Origin of the sequence: Frischella sp. Ac48, assembly GCF_019641635.1 — a bacterium.
In the GTDB taxonomy this organism is placed as follows: Bacteria; Pseudomonadota; Gammaproteobacteria; order Enterobacterales; family Orbaceae; genus Frischella; species Frischella japonica.
The window spans coordinates 1-18,096 of sequence record NZ_JAETXP010000011.1 but is presented as its reverse complement, the minus strand read 5'-3'; the positions used below and the strand labels follow the sequence as shown (position 1 = coordinate 18,096).

Genomic DNA, 18,096 nt, shown 5'->3' with positions numbered 1-18,096 from the left:
TCATTGAAAATAGTAAATAGTAAATAGTATTTAGTCAAGTTTCAAAAATATTTTGTTTTAATATATGAACTATATATATCAATAGATAAGTATAAATAATAAGTATATAATGTTTTTAGTTTTTAAATTCATACTAAAGCATAATTATTAATATTATATTTTAAATTAAAGGAAATAAAATGCGAAAAATAATGCTACCATTGATCTTCATAACATTGTCTCTTTCAGGATGTGGCATGATAGACGGTTCGATTCGTTCTGATGAAAGTATTAAACAAAAAACAGCATTTGCTCTTGGTACCACTCCAGATAAAATTACCATTTCCAATAAAACTAAAGAAATGGACTCAGTAAAATTTAATGCTACCTTTAAAAAGAAAGTGTATCAATGTTATTATACCACAGCCTTAGTAACTTCCAGTGATGTTCTATGTTCACCAATGGGTAAAAATGGTTCTTTACCCAAAACAGCACAATGCAATGCCTTAACCAAAGCTGCGGGACAGTGTAACTGATGAATGTGGAGATTGTCACTTTTCCTTTAACGGAAGTTGCAGTTATTGAACATATTGGTCCAACGGAATTAGAATATCAAACAATAAATCAATTTATTGCTTGGCGTAGAGAACAAAATTTATTTGATCCACAAATAAACCGTAATTATGGTATTCATTACACCGATCCGAATACTACTCCGCCACATTTACAGCGAGTTGATTTTGCTATTTCGATCGATAAGCCTATCGGGGTTAATCGCTATGGAGTAACAAATAAAACTATTCCAGAATTACGTTGTGCTAAAGCTGTAGATATTGGATCACCCTATAATAATCAGGCCATTATTTACTTAATCAAACAATGGCTACCATATAGTGGAGAACAATTAGGTGACTTTCCGCCAATCTTTCACTATGTGAATGTTGGACCTGATATACGTGAGGAAGATATGATTACAGAGGTTTATTTACCATTGAAATAAAATGCTGGACCTTTTTATGGCAACTTATTAATTCCTTTGTAAAAAAATAAGTTGCTATACCGAATAATTAACTGCATTTAATCATCATTAGTTGCAATAAATGCAATTAATAACTCGCTAAACAGCTATCAATTTTATCCACTTCTTCATCCAATTTTTTCACAACAGATGTAGCCCCAGATGCACTCCATTTATCAGTAAAAATTTGGCTAAAACCATAATTATTCATACTACCTGTATTTTGTTGCGCTTGTTGGATATTATTGAATGTATAGCTGATATTATCATTATTTTGACGAACTGTTAATTGATACTTAACAGCATAGCCAATTAACATTGAAGAATAATAAGTCACCCCTTGGGCTACAATTCCATTTGGTAATTGTTGTTGGATGTTTGCTCCACCATTAACAACATATTGTTTATTAATATTATAATAAGTTCCTGATGCTCCAACAAAACTATTAGCATTATCTTGGAGTACAACTGCATGATTATCAATTGAGTTTCTTACACACATGGATAATATATTATTCGATGAAGTTTGGTTTCTAGTTACAGTGTAACTTTCTATAATTTCTGCGCCAAAACTCCCTACGCCATATTGTAATCCATTGATATTATTTAACTCGGACATTCGTGTTGGTGTACAGGCGGATAATAGCATTAAGGCTGGTACGGCTATTAAAAAATTTTTCATCGTTGATTCCCATTTAATAAATTTTAAATATAACTGAACTATGTTTTCTGATAATTTATACAATCAAATGTATAAAATACCACTTTATCATATTTGGTTAATTTACTTTTGTCTTTAATTGCTGTATTCCCAAACCTTCATCAAATTATATTATAATGAACCATATGTTGGTCTAGCAAAATATCTATATATGAATGTCTACATACATTCTTAAAAAATTAGTTTTAATATTGCCCTAAAGGTACGAGAAAAAATTGAAAGCAGGAAGATTATTCAACTAAAAAACAAACTAGAATGGCTATACAGCGAGTAATTAATCTAAATTATTAGTGACAACGTCACAATATATTAATCATTAATTTTATTTTACGCTAATATTACATCTTTTATTTTTAAGTAAATATTAGTTATTTTTTCAGAATTTAAAGTTTCATCATAATTGACTATTTTATAATAATCATTTGGAGAATTATTACAATAAAATAAAAAAATAGTATGTAAAAATACATTAAACAATCCTTGTAAAATTTCCATATATTCAGGCTCATTTACAGAACTATTTTTTAAAAAACAATCTGTTTTTTCTAATAAAATGTTTAGTTTTTTTTCATCATAATAGTTTTCTTTGTCTAATTTATAAATAAAAGAGCTTTCCATTTTGCCTTCTATTTCAGCTAGTAAATATTGTTTAATATCTTCAACCATTATATGATCCACATTTTACCCCATTTGCTGCGGCTTTAACTTTTCCTCCAGATAATACTCCCTTATACTTACCTAAGCAATAATATAGCCCTATTTCCAGACCTGCTTTATGAAATATATCTAAATTGAATAAATCACTTTTTTAACATCAGGAAGATCAACCTTTTTAACGAATTTATAATTTTTACTTTGTTACACTATCCTAATAAGGCCTAATAGGATCTTTGACAATATCGCAAAAATAAGAGCTAAATAGTCTCTATCTCCTCCTGACATCACCGCAAACGGGTCAACTTCTAAATTAGAAGAAAATGGAAACGTATAAAGTTCGGGTTATTATGTGCAAGTATTATTGAGTCTTGGCTGATATATAAGCCAGTTCCAGGAATGTAATATCGGTACAGCTTATAATAAAGCCCTATTTCAACATTCTCATACTGCCCAAGTTACATGAATGGCATTTCGGTATCATTTAATTGGGCAAATTATTGTATTATCATTTTTAAGTTTCTTCATTTGAATAATTTATTTTTTAGCCTTATTTCTAATTAAGTTGGAGTCCAAACAATCCATTGTTCATAATTTTTTGCTTCAGTTTCACTAATTTTTTTCGATACCATTTTGCCATAATCTAGAATCTTCTCCTCGCCCAATTATTAATTGAATTTTTGATAAATTGGATTCTTTTTCTGGATCATAATTATCTTGTGTATAAATCTTTTTCCATCTTCCTTTTGAAATTCCTAATTCAGAAATAGATATTGGAGAAAATAATCTGGGAAAGTTTATAATAGATTGAATATCTTCTTGTAACGTCCCTATTTGATCAAATACTTCTACAAATATACGGCTTCCACCTTTATCATTTATAATTCTACAAAAAGCAAATTCTTTCCCCCTATTATCAAACTTCTCTTTTTTATAATTCTTTAAATTTTCCATAATATCTTCAGTAGGTAGAAATAGAGGAATTGCATATATTTCTCCTGGCATAACTTCTGTTTTTTCATGATTAATGGCATTTTATTTCTCTTATTAGTACCTCACCTTAATACCTGTTTTTGTTTGATATGTTACATTATTTTTTCAATATTTCATGTGTTACCGTATATCTTCTTGATTCAATGTTTTGAGACATTTATTATCTATATCTTGTTTTGTTATCCTTATATAATAAGGCTTAACAAAATCTTTTTCATACAATGGATGTTAAGATAACCACTTGTACCTAAAGGTTTTAATCCAAACGGTACAAATTCCTAATTAGAATCAAACGTATACACATAAAAATTCGGGTTGTTTCCTGCTACCCCGATAGGAGCCTGGCTTATATAAGTTCCCGTATTACTGTGGTAATACCTAAAGCGATTGTAATAAAGCCCGTCTAGTTACTCGTCTTCATAATATACTAATTGTCTAAACTTATCTTCATAATAACAAGCCGACTCATAGAGTTAACTTGTTTGTTATTCTTACTTTCTAAGTTACTTAAAAATAATATTAAGTAGGGTCTACTCTATTATTAGTTCATAATCTTTTGCAATAATATCATAAACATAATCATATATTTGTAAAACATAGTGCCTATGATTTTCTTTTATCTTAGAAGATTTACGTCCAGTTTTTAATTCTTCTATTAGATATGAATTATGAACTAAATCAAAAGATGAATCCATCTTTGCTTCATTTATATAAGTATCTAATTCACAACATTGATAATAAATAATATGAGAAAAATAAAATATATAAGGGATATATTCCTTTTCAAAATTTATTTCAATCAATTTAGAATTAAACTTCCCTTTGAAAACACAAATACATTGTGAATTACATGTCTGTCTGAAATCATCCAAAAAAATAGCATCTCTTCCATTAATGATTCCAACTTCTTTTGTTTTAATAGCTTGATATTCCATAATATTTAATTACATCTTATTTTTATTGACATAGCCGCATTATCTGTACTAAATTGTTTATTGAGATTTATTTCTGCTAAATTTTCAGGAGTAGCCCATCTGGTGTTTACTTTTGTCCCTGCTTCACGAGCTGCATATAAACGTCTATTATCTAATGTAAATACAGCATCTGCATGTGCGCCTTGTTTTAATAATCGTTCTTGAATATTTACAGGGAGATCTTTGATTCGAACTAATTTTATTGCCTCAACTGATTCCGCTGCTGCTGGATTGTTTTTTAGTAACCCTATCAAATTGTTTAATTTAATACCATCATCAAAAATGAGATTTAGAGAATCTTGACTAAAAAATATTTCAAACGGATTTTTTATTGTCAACCCGAACACATCAATCATCGTATTCTAATCACTTACATACGCATAAAAATTCGTGTTATTCCCCTCCAGTTTTATGGGATCTTGGCTAATATATAAGCCGGTTTCAGGATGATAATATCGGAATTAATTATGATAAAGCCCCGTTTTAGATTTTTTGGAATTTGGAGACAGAATCAACTATTGCTTTTAGTGGACAAATACACAAAATTTAGGATAGGGCCCAAAATTTATTTGATATATAATTTTACTATGTCATCATACATTACTAAGATTCTATCTAAAAATCTACTTAATTGATCTTTAGTTGCATTGACTTTATCAATTATGTGAAATGAATCATAAATATTTCCATCTCCAGCATAAAATTCTCCTTTTAAATCTATCGCATTTAAATTAAGTATCTTATATGTTATTTCAATATCTATAAGATCTATGTCCCTTTCATTTAAACATCTGTCATTTAGCATTATTTCAAAAATATATTTGTTACAATCATTATCAATCTCTATAAAAATTTTGTTTATTTCCAAATTATTTGATAATTTATGTTTTATCTTATTTAAAGATTCTATTATAAAATTTTCCATAAATAACATAATAAATCTTACGATTATTTTCATTTAACTTTTGCTTCATTCGTCTTTTAAAGTCAAGAACATTTTCCGGTCTAATATAAACGTTTTTCCATGATGATATACAGCTTCCAAACCTTTTCAATCCAATTTATAAAGATTTGGGTTATCCCTACAAGTCCTATCAGGTCTTGGCTAATATATAAGCCGGTTTCAGAATTATAATATCTGAACTGGTCATAATTAAGCTCAGTTTCTACATCCTCATACTGTCCCAGTTGTCTGAACAGAATAAAACGGCTGATTGTTAAACGACATTCCCGTATTTTGCCATAGATGTCAAACTCCACCGACCAAACCAGCTCACCTTTATCATCACAGGCCTGAGCGGGTCTGCCCAAATAATTTGATACAATTGAGTAGGACTTGCTCTAGTATAGCTTTGCAGATGGTACTAAACTGCCCTCTTCATAAACCCAAGTAGTCAAGTTTTCAGCCGGTTCGGGTTGTTCTAAGATAAGCATTCCCAGCTCGTCAGAAACAACCTTAGGACGCCGCTCATTCTCATAAAATCACTCATGCAATAAAAAAGAAAATTCTTCAGTTAATTTTTGGTAGAAGCCTGACCTATTGCCACAAACTGCTGTACTTATTTAATATCTTTACCCTTATTAAAATCCTTATTCCTGAGGATAAACTGGAACTATTAGATAAGCTGAACGGTTGAAAAAACTATCATCATGACAGCCTCTTTTTTTTATATTTTGTAATCTTTTAATCTGGAATATACTCCTTTTTTTTCGATTTCATTAATTGTTCTAACAAGATTATCCTTAGTTAGTCTTGTTAGAAAAATGATGTTTTCTTGATAAAAAAAAGAAGATTCTTGCAACTCTTCCGATACATCTTGCGAAAATCTAGAAATATCATAAAAAGAAATTTTGTACATAATATTATTTGAAAATTCTACAATAATATTAAGTAAACATCCTTTACTTTCTACTTCAAGTTGATACAAATCATCATCAAAATAATATTTAGCATCGTATACTTTAGGAAATTTATTTGACATAATTTTATTTACATTTAATTTGAGAAAGACTTTTTTTATAAGCATCTTCAGACATTGGATTTTTAGGCACTATTTCATAATACTTAGGATCTTATCCTCGTAGATTAATTACTAAATCATTAGGAAAGGTGCTCATATCTATCATATAAGCAATAAACCCTTTACTTGTAACATTATCGGCATTGTCGAAAACAGAATCCCAATGTATATTCTTAACTAAACCTGTTTTCCTGTCTATTTTGTAATAGATCGTTCTGGGGTAAAACTTATATTTTTCCACTACGTGCCCACCTAAAAAAAGATAACCCAAACAGATCAACCCATGCATTACTATCATACACATACTCATAAAAATTCGGGTTATTACCCGCCAGTCCTATCGGGGCTTGGCTAATGTATGAAACTGTTTCAAGATTATAGTAACGGAAATGATTGTCGAACAAAATGAAAATTTTTCCAACAGCATTACCCCTGAAAACTCCTAAGAGTTTTAACTGCCTTGGATAGGCTTTCTTTCCTAGAAAGCTACCAACAGTTGGATTTTACACATAACTTTCTTTGTAATATCGGGCAAACAGCCCTTTTAGCGGAAACGGAATGTAAAGGGCTTACGCTCTACCATTCTACGTGAGACTTTTACAACCTGCTTTGGCTTGTTAAAGCCCTTCTCTCTAACTCGGAATATGAAATTTAAGACCAGTTAAATAATAAGAAGCTAGGAAATCCAACTTTTAAAGTTGGCTTTAGTTTTTATATAGAGTTTTCTAAAAAAAAACTTAATATATTTTGAAAAGATTGAGACATATTTGATATCTCATTTTTTAATTTTGTGGTTAAACTATCAAAGTAAATATTAGGATATTCTACATCTTTTAATTCTGATACAATATCTCTGGTTATTAAAACTTTTTTATCATAGGATAATCGTAAAACAAAACCAATTACAACATCATTGGGCCTTTGACCTAAATTATCTTCTATATCATCAAAAAAAGTATAGGTTAAAGAGTAAGTAATTAATTGAGATATTCCCTTATCGTTTATTAGTTTACTTATACTTTTTTTACCTATAACTGATTCTTTCTTTATTAAAAAATCTAACCAATTTTGACATTTTAATAACTCGTCTGTAGCATTCTCTAAATTAAGTAAAAAATTCCTTATATATAAATGTAAAAATTCAGTATTATTCATTTCTCTTGGCATTAATTTTATATTAAGTACATTTTACAGAATTACTAAGTTCTTTACTTAAAGCATGATCATTTCCCTTAGCATTCCAATCTTCTATTGCTTCCAGCATTGACATATTATTCTTTTTCAAGTAATTATCTGAAGGAATTATACTAGCATGCGCTTTTCCATCTAATACAGCTTGTAAACTAGATAATTTTGTTACATCTATTTCCAAAATTTTTATGACACCAATTTTTTCAAAAAATTTAGTTGCTTGAATATTTAATTTAGGCTTTGTAGATAATCCAAGCATACTTCCAGTATTTTTAAAATGAGCTATATCATCTAAACTTGGAAAAAATGGTTCCTGTCCAATCTTAACTCATCTAAAAACAGAACCATCAGTTAAAATTTTAGGATCAAATTATCCCAACGGATCAATTCCAGTATTCAAATCACTTACATACGCATAAAAAATTCGGATTTTTTTCTACCAGTTTTATGGGACCTTGGCTAATATATAAGCCGGTTTCAGAATTATAATATCGAAACCGATTGTAATAAAGCCCGTCTAGTTCCTTATCTTCTAACTGTCCTAATTATCTATAGGAATGGTGTAGCTGTTGTTAAATAATAATTGCAATTAGTCATTTATTTTTGAAAATTTATTATTTAAACTCATTCTTCCAAATTGGAAACTCGTAATAAATTTAATTTCCATTTACTTATAAATTCATATTCTAAATAAAGATATTTATTGATTTTTATAACTAAATAATGTTCATAACTATATTTTGAAAAAATATTCCATTCTATATTTTCATCTGAAAGATGTTTTAAAGTACTCTCTAAAGAATTTTTTATTAATAAACTTTCTTTTAATTTTTGAATATTATTAAATTCTATAGTATATAGAATATCCTCATGAAACATGAATTGATTTTTATCTATAAGTATTTCATAGTCACCTTCTTCTTTTTTTGAATAGTATTGTTTTTTAAATGTTTTCTTTTTTAATCTACAAAATTCGTTATATGATAAGTTTAGATAAGATTCTAATTCTAAAATTTTTTTCTTCATAGTAAATCATCAATAAGTTCAACCATTTTTTCAAATTTTGGGATATTTCTTTTAGCAAAATCAATTTGTCTCTTAGTACCATTAGTTAAATATTCAGGCATTTCTTTTATAGCATGTTGAGACTGTTCTTTGGCTCCTTTCATAATTGATTTATTTTTTAATAAGTTATTTATAGTTTTATCTGCTTGTTTTGTAATTTTTTTATCTTTAACAATATCTTCAATCTTAAATTATTATCTACAACGTCTAATAATGCCTAGGTAACCTTTTTATTTTTATATAGTATATCGTTATGTTGTCCTTTACATAAATCATTAGATCTATATGGTTGTAGTCAAGCTTCACAATTCAATCCAAAACGTCAACCTGTGAATTACTGTCATGCGTATAAGCATAAAAATTCGAGTTATTTCCCGCCAGTTCTATCGGGTCTTGACTAATATATAAGCCAGATTCATGATTATAGTAACGAAACCAATTACATCCTCATACTGCCCGAGTTGTTTGAACAGAATAAAACGGCTGATTGTTAAACGAATCTTCCCGTATTTTGCCTTAGATGTCAAATTCCACCTGTCAAAATAGCTCACCTTTATCATCATAGACCTGAGCCGGTCTGCCCAAATAATTTGATACAATTGAGTAGGACTTACTCTAGTATAGCTTTGCAGATGGTACTAAACAGCCCTCTTCATAAACCCAAGTAGTCAGGTTTTCAACCGGTTCGGGTTGTTCTAAGATAAGCATTCCCAGCTCGTCAGAAACAACCTTAGGACGTCGCTCACCCTCATAAAACCACTTATACAATAATGTATTACCATCCAATCTTTTTTATTTAGAATCTTCGCTGTTCTTCTTAATAACGCGTTGTATTTAAAAAGAAACCAAGTTTTTTAGTTGATAATTGGTAGGATCCTTCCTCTTTGCCACCATTCGCTGGACTTATTTAATATCTTTATCCTTATTCTCTGAGGATGAACTAGAACTCATCGATAAATTAAACTCTTAATAAACACAAAAACCAACTTTTAAATTGTATTTACTTTAACTTATCTTATAGATTATACCCTTTAAAAATTTCTTCTATTGAATTTCTAAATATTTCAGTCTCTTTAATTTCATTAGGAAGTTTCTTAATAAACATATCAAGTTCTTCTCTTCCTAAAAACTTTTCAATATTAAATAAGAATAAAGCAAATTAGATGATTTAAAACATTGTTAAGTTTTACTAATAATTATTTAATAAATATTTTAAGACTATATTTTTATCAATATTTAATACAAAAGTAAAAATGCATGGGTAGACAGAACTATATTTAATTAGAGCTTCAGGTTCATTTGTAGTTTAACTAAAAGAGGTGTTATTTATAAAAGTAATAAAAAATTTTAATTCATGTTTTTCGTATTCTATTTATTTAATCCTATCTATTACATCTTTCATTTCTAATAGTTTTCTTGAAACAACATGCATTTTCCAATAATGTTAGGACCATCCATAAAGTTAAATTTGAATCCTTCTTTAAATATTTCGTTCGGGGCTTTTTCTGACAAAAAAAATACTTCGTCTGCTATTGTCCTATATCCCTGATCTCTTGGCGCAATATTAAATTTAAAACCAATACTCCAACTTTCTTTTAACTGTGGTAAATGAATTTGAGTATATAAAACTTTCGTTGATGGTAACAGTCTTTTTTCTCCATCAAATATATTCTTATCCCAAATAATTAGTGATTTCATTTTTTACATCCTATTCTAATTGGTTTAACTTTTTTAACTTCAGTCTTTCCATTAAAATGAGCAACCTCAATAGCTCTCGTGGGACTTATTCTGTCTAGTTGATCTACTTTATATACACCTTTTTCTACTGCACATCTACATAAAAAGATACTACATAAAATTTTGAGACGCTGCCAGGTTCCATAGTCTTACCCCTTCTACAGCATTATCTAAAACTTTCAACAAACCATTTTGCATCCATACCGCCACTATCTCCCCCTGCTTTCCAACCTTCTTAATAATATCAAAATATTCTGCTCCAGTCATTGTTCTAAATAATTCCATCAATCCTATAGGAACGCCCCCAAGCATTAGAATCATGCACATACGCAATAAAGATTCGGATTGTTTTTCTGGCGAGTCCAATGGAATCTTTGCTAATATATAAACCGGTTTCAGGTTTATAATATCGAAATCGATTATAATAAAGTCCTTCTTGTTCTTTATTTTATATTCAAAACCAATTTTAATGGTTAACTTGTTTATTTTATTTTTCCTCTAACCTCTCCCAAAAAAGGTCTAGTAAATCACCATTTATAATTTTACCGTTAGAACGTAATTCAAATAAACCTTCTTGGTTAGCAAAAGATGAAATATTATCTAATTTTGAAAAAATACTACTAACAGTATTAACCGTTATCAAGTTGATAAGAGATTTAAGCTCTTCTTTTTGAGAGTTATCTAAACTATCATATAATTTTTTAATTTTTAACCAGTCAGGGTCTTTAATTTCTTTATTATTGAGAGATTTAAGGGTATCTATATAATATGAAGATTTACCTTTTATAACTTCTTTAATAATATTATCTACAAATTTTATATCATTCATATTTATTTACATTTTATTTCAGGTTTTTTTAAACGCTTCAGGATACATTTTTTTATTAAGCGCTATGAGCTCTTTTAGCTTTGAACTTGGAATATTTTGATATACTCTTTTAAGTTCTTTAATGTTTCTAGCTAATAAATTTTTGCCGAATTAATTCCTTTTGTACTACTTGAAACTACAGTGTTTGTTATAGCATCTTTTATTATATGACTCTATTAAGGTACTAATATAGCTAGTGTTTTTCTAAATTGTATTTAGGTATAAATTTGACCTTTCCCCCCAAATAAATACCATATTTTAAATTGATTCCTGATGATAAGAATTTAGGTTTTACGCTTAACTCTCTTGATAATATCGAGCAAACAGACCTTTTAGCGGAAACGGAGTGTAAAGGGCTTAAGCTCTGCCATTCTACTTTAGACTTTTATAACCTTTTTTTGCTTGTTAAATCCTTACTCCCTAATTCGGAATGAGAACTTTTAAACCAGTTGAATAATATTCTAAATTTAAAAAGCCAACTCATTGAGTAGGCTTTTTTATTTAGTTATTAATGTGTTATCTAATTTTCTAAAAAAATTTCTCTAATTTCAAAACCAATAATATTATTTTCTTTTAATGCATAAATTAGCTCTTCTGAAAAAAAACATACCTTTTCCTTGTATATTAATAATATCATAATGATATTTATTAAGTAGAAATAGATTCAATGCTGCTAGATTAAAATTTATCTCGTTATAATCTTGATAACTTTTGAAGTTAACTTTTTCATTTCTTTGTGTATCATAAAAAATGGATTTTTTTAAATCTATTTCGGTATCAGGAATCATCGGAAAACCTATCAAATAAAATTTATCATTTTCCCATCCTTCAATATCTATATTAATTTTATTTAATAATGATGGGATTTTATACATTTTAATTACATCATAAGCCTTTTCTGAAATTATATAATTTAATCCAAATTCATAAGGCAAATAACTTATAAAATCTGTTTTTTTTATTTTTTTTCGCGTTGGATAATATTTTATTGAAGATATTTTTTCCTCATTAATAGATTTGAAAGTTTTAAAAAAAAGTCTATTTCTATTATTTAAATTCTCATCAATATATTTGTTAAATTTATTTTTTTCCTCTTTAGAGATGAAAGATTTATTTTCTTTTAATTCTAATTGTGCTCCACCGTTATTAATTCCAGTAATTACTGGATCATAAGAAACATCGAATTTTTTATATCTCATTTTTTTCTATATTATTTGCAACCACATTTAAAAAGTCATTTAATTTTTTTCCGCTTTTTTTAGCTTCTTTTATTTTATCTATTAGATGATCCTATAGTTTTTGATATATTTTATATATAACCACTAATATTTTTTTAAAATTTTTTCTAAATTCCTTAAATATCTGATTGGGTATAATATGATGTAACCCCCCCAAACGGGTCAACCCACGAGTTACTATCATGCACGTAAGCTTAAAAATTCGGGTTATTTCCCGCCAGTCTAATCGGATCCTGACTAATGTAGGAGCCTGTTTGATGAGAGTAGTAACGGAACCCGTTATAATAAAGCCCCGTTTCAACGTCCTCACACAGCCCCAGTTGCCTGAACAAAATAAACGGCTTTTCGCGTTTAAACGGAATACAGAGATCTTACTTTTTGTTATAAATCCTTGAATTTATTTAATATATTTACCTTTATTAAAATCTTTGCTCCCGAGTATGAAATCAAACTCTTAGATAAGCTGAATTCTTAGAACAAACAAGCCAACTTTTAAAGTTGCTTGTTTGTTTATATTTATGGTTAATCTCCTGTTATTCTTATTTTTTCAATATTCTCTCCATTAATTTTAGTTAAAATTAATTTAACTTCATCTTTATATGGTGTTAGATTTTTAATTTTTTCAAGCTCCTGAATTAATATTTGTAAATCTTTTCCGGAATATTGGATGTTAGTTTTATAATAATCCTTTATTTTAAAAATTCCTATAAATTGTTTAGGGTTTAAATTAGCTTTACTAAATAACCAAAAATGAAATTCTTCATCAATCTCAAAAATTTCAATTTTTTCCCCTTTTTTATTGTATGTCAAAATATCTAATCCCTTAAATTTGTTATGACGCCTAATTATTCATATTCTGTTAATTTTTAAATTCTTTTAAAGGGAAAGCTATAACTAATTCTCCATCAGGTTCAACAACTACATGTAATTTATATTAATATATTGTACAATCAGCATATGATCCTTTAGATTTATTTATATTTTTTTATATATAAATCTATCTCCACTTTGACCAACTTTATCTTAATTTAAAATGTATCTCGAGAAGTTGTTTTCCATTCTGATTTTTTCCAAGTCTATTTATTTCTATGAGCCTAATCTATTCCTATGCTAACAGGTCTTTCTAAGACTTGATCAGTTGCTGATTTTAGATCAATTTTTGGTAGTAAAGATACCTCTTTAATTTTTAACCTAAACGGATCTACTCAAGCATTACTATCATGCACAGACACAGAAAAAATTCGAGTTGTTTCTCGCCAAACTTATTGAGTTTTGGCTAATATATAAGTCAGTTTCAGGGTTATAAAATCAGAACCGGTTATAATAAAGTCCCGTTTCCACATCCCTATACTGCCCCAGTTGCCTGAACGGAATAAACGGCTTTTCAGGTTGAAACGGAATACAGAAGTCTTACTTTTTGTTATAAATCTTTGGACTTATTTAATATATTTATCCTTATTAAAATCCTTATTCCCGAGTAAGAAATCGAACTCTTAGATAAGCTAAATGCTTAGAAAAAATCTAACTCTATAGGTTGGATTTTGGGTTAATTTAAATATCTATCTAAATTTTCTAATAAATAAAAATCTACTAGATTTTCTTTATTGTAACCCGTTTTTTCTAAATCTTCTTTTATTTGATTTAATAACTTTAACCATTCTTTAATAAATGCATCTATATCTATAATTAGTTCATTAGATACTTTATTTATTTGATTAAGTATTTCATTTCCCCCTCTTAATGCATTCCAATTAGATTTTATCTTAATGGTGTTTTTATATTGCAAACACTCCCATGTTCCAAAGAATATATTACTTCCCCAATTAATACTGAATTGTTTCTCATTTTTTAACGAATTTATTAATGATAAAATATCTTTGATAATATCTGATATTTCTGCACATAACCAAAGTTCTAAAATATAACCATTCCAATACATATAAATTGATGATTCTCTTGTGTATGGATAAATTGTTTGTAAAGCTTCATTTATTGTAATATCCTCTTTATCTCTTGGTAAAAGATTATTAGGTTGACTTATTAATAATTTAAAATTCATTGTAATACCATTTTAATGACAAGTTGATTTTATATTAGCTTCTTTCCCTTGAGCTATAGGTTCAGTAGTACTATCTAATGGAAAAACATGAAATGTAGTATTTCCATTATTTTTAACTCTATAATGTGTCGAGGGGGGAGGAATTGCTAAATCAGGATCTATGCCTGAACGAAATACTACACTCTTACTATCAGCATTTACAGAGAATCCTTTATCCATCAGGTTCTAATGTATCTGCTAAATTTTCCCATAATTTAAATTAGCTTTATTTCCCCATTTTCAGTGTGGTAAATTCTGCGTATTAACTAAAATTTGAGCATCTTTACGGATCCATTTTCCCTGATGATTGCGTACCGCTTGTAACATTCCGTTTCCCTGCCATTGTGGAGGTTCTGAATTTTCAAGCGTTCTTTTTTCGTATTGTTTAAGTTCAGATTTTGAATTTCGCCATATTTCGGCTTTACGGTCAAATTCATTTTCTTCAATCCAAAAATTGTTTTTAGAATTTATATGTTCACTTAAGAAAGATGAATTTTTTGGTAAATTATTGGCAGAATTATTAAAAATCCTCCGAGTTTTTAAAATAAGATTTCCCTGTTTATCATAAATATAATTCCAATTTTTATCCTTTAGAATCTTACCCGATGCACCATATATTTGATCGGATTTTTGTGGATCGGAATAGAAATTTTAAAAAAAATCTTAATCACTTTACCCTATCTTAAATTCATCCCTGATGATAAGAATTTAGGTTTTATGCTTAACTCTATTTGTAATATTGAGCAAACGGCTTTACTGGCAAAAATTTCGTTTCCGAATTATACGGAACATAATAAATGGGATATCTACAACATCCTGCAACTGATTCGCTCCCTTATCCCCGAGGAAGAAATGGAACTACTGGACAAGCTGAACCGTTGAAACACAAAAACAGAAAAGCCAACCCTAAAGGTTGGCTTTTTGTTATGTTTTTTTATAATATTCATACCATATATTAACATAGTAATCTATTAAATCAGTTTTCGGATAATCTAAAATGAATCTTGGATAGGCTGGATCAGATTGTTTTTTATCCAAAATTAAACTCATTTCTTTTAATTCATTTTTTATATTGATTAAAGCACCTCGTGATAATTCCTGATAAAACTTACCTTCTTTAAGATGGCTTAAAATTTCATTTGCTTTTACAATACCTTCCTCACAAAGTTTCTTTACATAAGCTTTTTTTTCAGGACTAGCCTTTTTCATAAATTTTATATTAAAATTAATTAGAATAAACTTCCATATTTCCAAGGTTCCCAAACGAACATATGCTCTACACTTCCAACCCCTCCGCTTTCTTATCCCTAAGGAAGAATTAGAGTTGTTAGATAAACTAAACTCTTAAAAGAAAAAATTCAACTTTAGAGTTGGATTGGTTTCTAATATTGTTGAATGAGTTAACTATACAAAACTTATCTAATCTAATACTTTACTCATAATTACTGATATCTTCTTCTTTAATCGATATATTTTTAAATTTCAGAATTATTTTAGATCTATCAGTAAAGATAAATTCATATTTATAACTATTATCTTTATTGATCGAAAACTGATGAATCAATAAATAAGAGCTTTTTAAGTAATCTAAATCACAGTTTAATTTTATTTCTATTACATTTTGAAACTCAAAACAATATTTTTTTGTATTAAAAGCATTGGTAAAAATTATACTTAATAAATCTTTTTTCTTTCCTATACCAATACTATACTTTAAACTTTTAAAATAAGAATCATATAATGTTTTTTCTCCTCTAATAAGATATCTTTCATGATCCAGTATAAAATATTTAGTATTTTCTGGTATTTGTTTTTCGTTTTTATTTAAATAATCAAAATAATCATCAAAATACCAAATATTATTTTTTTTTATTATTCTTGACATACCTAATCTTTCTATTTACACATATTTTTCAATTTATATTAACCGAATCAGGTAATTTAGGAGTTTCAGTATGTCCATGTTTATTTATCCATCCTCCCTCAGAATTCATAACGCCTAATTCTTTTAATTCTTTTCCTTTAGTTTTATAAACATGAACCTCAAAATCAGAAGATCCTTTATAGTTAAAAACATCTTTCCGAGCTCTATATATCCTTCTCCTAAATCAATTGGAGCCATTTTCCTCATTGCGTCGTTTCCTTTCTTCGCCATTAACCCGAACGGATCGACCTCGGAGTTAGAATCGAAGGTATAGGCATAAAGATTGGGGTTGTTTCCTGCGAGGCCAATAGGGTCTTTAGAGATGTAGGTGCCAGTTTGAGGGTTATAGTACCGGAAACGATTATAATAAAGCCCCGTTTCAACATCCTCATACTGCCCCAATTGCCTGAACGGAATAAACGACTTATTGTTAAATAAATTTTCCCGTATACTTCCATAGATGTCAAGTTCTACCTGCCAAACCAATTCACCTTTATCATCATAGACCTGAGCCGGTCTGCCCAAATAATCCGATACAATCGAGTAGGACTTGTCCTCACATAGCTTAGTAGTCGGTACTAAACTTGCTTACTCATAAACCCAAGTAGTCAGGTTTTTGACCGGTTCGGGCTGTCCCAACATAAGCATTCCCAGCTCGTCAGAAACAACCTTTGGACGCCGTTCACACTCATAAAACCACTCATGTAATAATACATTACCATCCCAAAGATAACGATAAATCTTTGTATTTACAATTTTCGCTGTTCTTCTACCTAATGCGTCGTATTCAAAACGGATCCATTTCCCCTGAGGATTGCGTACTGCTTGTAACATTCCGTTGCCCTGCCATTGGTATTTCCGGTAACCTTGCCGCCATTGTGGAGGGGCAGAATTTTCAAGCGTTCTTTTTTTTCTTATTTTATCGTATTGTTTGAGTTCGGATTTTGAATATCGCCGTATTTCGGCCTTACGGTCAAATTCATTTTCTTCAATCCCAAAATTGTTCTTAGAATTTATATTTTCACTTAAGAAAGATGAATTTTTTGGTAGGTTATTGGCAGAATTTTTAAAATTTCTCGGAGTTTTTAAAATAAGATTTCCCTGTTTATCATAAATATAATTCCAATTTTTATCCTTTAGAATCTTACCCGATGCACCATATATTTGATCGGATTTTTGTGGCTTGGAATAGAAATTTTATAGAAAAAATCATTTGAAAAATGAAAAAAGAACTCTTAATTCTCAAAAAATCTTAATCACTTTACCCTATCTTAAATTCATCCCTGATGAAAAGAATTTAGGTTTTATCCTAAGATCTTTATGTAATATCCGGTAAAAGGCTCTTTTAGAGAAAACGGAAGGTAAGGGGCTTGCACTCTACCATTTTTCCGCTCGACTTTGACAATCTGCTCTTGCTTGTTAAAATCTTCTTCCTAATTCGGAATGGGAATTGTTAGACGAATTGAAGAATTATTAATTAAAAAGCCAACTTTAAAGTTGGCTTTTTGTTATATCTGAATAATGAATCCTTATTTATAAATAATTAATGTAATCATTTATCACATTTTCATATTTTTTTAAGCAAGAGCTAATAAAGCTGTCTATCTTTAATAAT

At 28.7% G+C, this 18,096-nt stretch carries 25 protein-coding genes and 4 pseudogenes; 2 read left to right on the top strand and 27 right to left on the bottom strand.

What is annotated here, in order from left to right; genetic code table 11:
* The first annotated feature begins 179 nt into the window (after positions 1-179).
* Entirely contained in the window at positions 180-515 is a 336-nt protein-coding gene (locus JMI89_RS08380) for a hypothetical protein (protein ID WP_187755212.1), read from the top strand.
* On the top strand, positions 515-979 hold the full coding sequence (locus JMI89_RS08375) for a GyrI-like domain-containing protein (protein ID WP_220679833.1): 465 nt from the start codon (positions 515-517) through the stop codon (positions 977-979). The genes JMI89_RS08380 and JMI89_RS08375 overlap by 1 nt, the downstream gene beginning before the upstream one ends.
* Positions 980-1,085: 106 nt before the next feature.
* Here the strand turns inward: JMI89_RS08375 and JMI89_RS08370 are convergent, their stop codons facing one another.
* From JMI89_RS08370 to JMI89_RS08240, 27 genes and pseudogenes are all read right to left on the bottom strand, one after another.
* Positions 1,086-1,679 carry a hypothetical protein gene (locus tag JMI89_RS08370; protein WP_220679832.1) on the bottom strand — a complete coding sequence of 198 codons (594 nt, stop codon included), beginning with the start codon at positions 1,677-1,679 and terminating at the stop codon, positions 1,086-1,088.
* Positions 1,680-2,045: 366 nt separating this feature from the next.
* Positions 2,046-2,384 carry a hypothetical protein gene (locus tag JMI89_RS08365; protein WP_187755209.1) on the bottom strand — a complete coding sequence of 113 codons (339 nt, stop codon included), beginning with the start codon at positions 2,382-2,384 and terminating at the stop codon, positions 2,046-2,048.
* A 600-nt stretch (positions 2,385-2,984) separates the two neighbouring features.
* The gene (locus JMI89_RS08360; RefSeq protein ID WP_220679831.1) at positions 2,985-3,377 is read right to left on the bottom strand and encodes an Imm26 family immunity protein; all 393 of its coding nucleotides are present in this window, start codon (positions 3,375-3,377) and stop codon (positions 2,985-2,987) included.
* A 266-nt stretch (positions 3,378-3,643) separates the two neighbouring features.
* Positions 3,644-3,754 (bottom strand): annotated as a pseudogene (locus tag JMI89_RS12090) (RHS repeat-associated core domain-containing protein); the annotation flags it as partial.
* 141 nt (positions 3,755-3,895) lie between these two features.
* Entirely contained in the window at positions 3,896-4,300 is a 405-nt protein-coding gene (locus JMI89_RS08350) for a hypothetical protein (protein ID WP_220679830.1), read from the bottom strand.
* A gap of 5 nt (positions 4,301-4,305) precedes the next feature.
* Complete coding sequence (locus JMI89_RS08345; RefSeq protein ID WP_220679829.1) at positions 4,306-4,677, bottom strand: hypothetical protein; 372 nt, start codon at positions 4,675-4,677, stop codon at positions 4,306-4,308.
* Positions 4,678-4,701: 24 nt separating this feature from the next.
* A pseudogene (locus JMI89_RS12085) lies at positions 4,702-4,788 on the bottom strand (RHS repeat-associated core domain-containing protein); the annotation flags it as partial.
* A 116-nt stretch (positions 4,789-4,904) separates the two neighbouring features.
* Positions 4,905-5,297, bottom strand: a complete 393-nt coding sequence (locus tag JMI89_RS08335; protein ID WP_220679828.1) for a hypothetical protein — start codon at positions 5,295-5,297, stop codon at positions 4,905-4,907.
* A gap of 47 nt (positions 5,298-5,344) precedes the next feature.
* Positions 5,345-5,599, bottom strand: coding sequence for an RHS repeat-associated core domain-containing protein (locus JMI89_RS12080; protein ID WP_370633735.1), 255 nt, complete (start codon positions 5,597-5,599; stop codon positions 5,345-5,347).
* 407 nt (positions 5,600-6,006) lie between these two features.
* Complete coding sequence (locus JMI89_RS08325) at positions 6,007-6,321, bottom strand: hypothetical protein (RefSeq protein WP_220679826.1); 315 nt, start codon at positions 6,319-6,321, stop codon at positions 6,007-6,009.
* Positions 6,322-6,412: 91 nt separating this feature from the next.
* Positions 6,413-6,658: a hypothetical protein gene (locus JMI89_RS08320; RefSeq protein ID WP_220679825.1), complete on the bottom strand. Its 246-nt coding sequence runs from the start codon at positions 6,656-6,658 to the stop codon at positions 6,413-6,415.
* Between the two features lie 413 nt (positions 6,659-7,071).
* A complete protein-coding gene (locus JMI89_RS08315; RefSeq protein ID WP_220679824.1) occupies positions 7,072-7,515 on the bottom strand; it encodes a hypothetical protein in 444 nt (147 codons plus the stop codon).
* 22 nt (positions 7,516-7,537) lie between these two features.
* Positions 7,538-7,810: a hypothetical protein gene (locus JMI89_RS08310; protein ID WP_220679823.1), complete on the bottom strand. Its 273-nt coding sequence runs from the start codon at positions 7,808-7,810 to the stop codon at positions 7,538-7,540.
* A gap of 365 nt (positions 7,811-8,175) precedes the next feature.
* Positions 8,176-8,577: a hypothetical protein gene (locus JMI89_RS08305; protein ID WP_220679822.1), complete on the bottom strand. Its 402-nt coding sequence runs from the start codon at positions 8,575-8,577 to the stop codon at positions 8,176-8,178.
* Positions 8,574-8,720: a hypothetical protein gene (locus JMI89_RS08300; RefSeq protein ID WP_220679821.1), complete on the bottom strand. Its 147-nt coding sequence runs from the start codon at positions 8,718-8,720 to the stop codon at positions 8,574-8,576. The genes JMI89_RS08305 and JMI89_RS08300 overlap by 4 nt, the downstream gene beginning before the upstream one ends.
* A 1,300-nt stretch (positions 8,721-10,020) precedes the next feature.
* Positions 10,021-10,314 (bottom strand): hypothetical protein, encoded by a 294-nt coding sequence (locus JMI89_RS08295; protein ID WP_220679820.1) that lies wholly within the window; start codon positions 10,312-10,314, stop codon positions 10,021-10,023.
* Positions 10,315-10,464: 150 nt separating this feature from the next.
* Positions 10,465-10,620 carry a hypothetical protein gene (locus tag JMI89_RS08290; protein WP_220679819.1) on the bottom strand — a complete coding sequence of 52 codons (156 nt, stop codon included), beginning with the start codon at positions 10,618-10,620 and terminating at the stop codon, positions 10,465-10,467.
* A gap of 4 nt (positions 10,621-10,624) precedes the next feature.
* A pseudogene (locus tag JMI89_RS12075) lies at positions 10,625-10,783 on the bottom strand (RHS family protein); the annotation flags it as partial.
* A 57-nt stretch (positions 10,784-10,840) separates the two neighbouring features.
* Positions 10,841-11,182, bottom strand: coding sequence for a hypothetical protein (locus JMI89_RS08280; protein ID WP_220679818.1), 342 nt, complete (start codon positions 11,180-11,182; stop codon positions 10,841-10,843).
* A 602-nt stretch (positions 11,183-11,784) separates the two neighbouring features.
* Complete coding sequence (locus tag JMI89_RS08275) at positions 11,785-12,420, bottom strand: hypothetical protein (RefSeq protein ID WP_220679817.1); 636 nt, start codon at positions 12,418-12,420, stop codon at positions 11,785-11,787.
* A 236-nt stretch (positions 12,421-12,656) separates the two neighbouring features.
* Positions 12,657-12,788 (bottom strand): annotated as a pseudogene (locus tag JMI89_RS12070) (RHS repeat-associated core domain-containing protein); the annotation flags it as partial.
* Positions 12,789-12,981: 193 nt separating this feature from the next.
* Entirely contained in the window at positions 12,982-13,269 is a 288-nt protein-coding gene (locus tag JMI89_RS08265; RefSeq protein WP_220679815.1) for a hypothetical protein, read from the bottom strand.
* 736 nt (positions 13,270-14,005) lie between these two features.
* Positions 14,006-14,518, bottom strand: coding sequence for a hypothetical protein (locus JMI89_RS08260; RefSeq protein ID WP_220679814.1), 513 nt, complete (start codon positions 14,516-14,518; stop codon positions 14,006-14,008).
* A 963-nt stretch (positions 14,519-15,481) separates the two neighbouring features.
* Positions 15,482-15,766 carry a hypothetical protein gene (locus tag JMI89_RS08255; protein WP_220679813.1) on the bottom strand — a complete coding sequence of 95 codons (285 nt, stop codon included), beginning with the start codon at positions 15,764-15,766 and terminating at the stop codon, positions 15,482-15,484.
* Positions 15,767-15,989: 223 nt separating this feature from the next.
* Entirely contained in the window at positions 15,990-16,442 is a 453-nt protein-coding gene (locus JMI89_RS08250) for a hypothetical protein (protein WP_220679812.1), read from the bottom strand.
* 123 nt (positions 16,443-16,565) lie between these two features.
* A complete protein-coding gene (locus JMI89_RS08245) occupies positions 16,566-17,006 on the bottom strand; it encodes an RHS repeat domain-containing protein (protein WP_305038846.1) in 441 nt (146 codons plus the stop codon).
* Between the two features lie 63 nt (positions 17,007-17,069).
* Positions 17,070-17,315, bottom strand: coding sequence for an RHS repeat domain-containing protein (locus JMI89_RS08240; protein WP_220679811.1), 246 nt, complete (start codon positions 17,313-17,315; stop codon positions 17,070-17,072).
* Between the last annotated feature and the right edge of the window lie 781 nt (positions 17,316-18,096).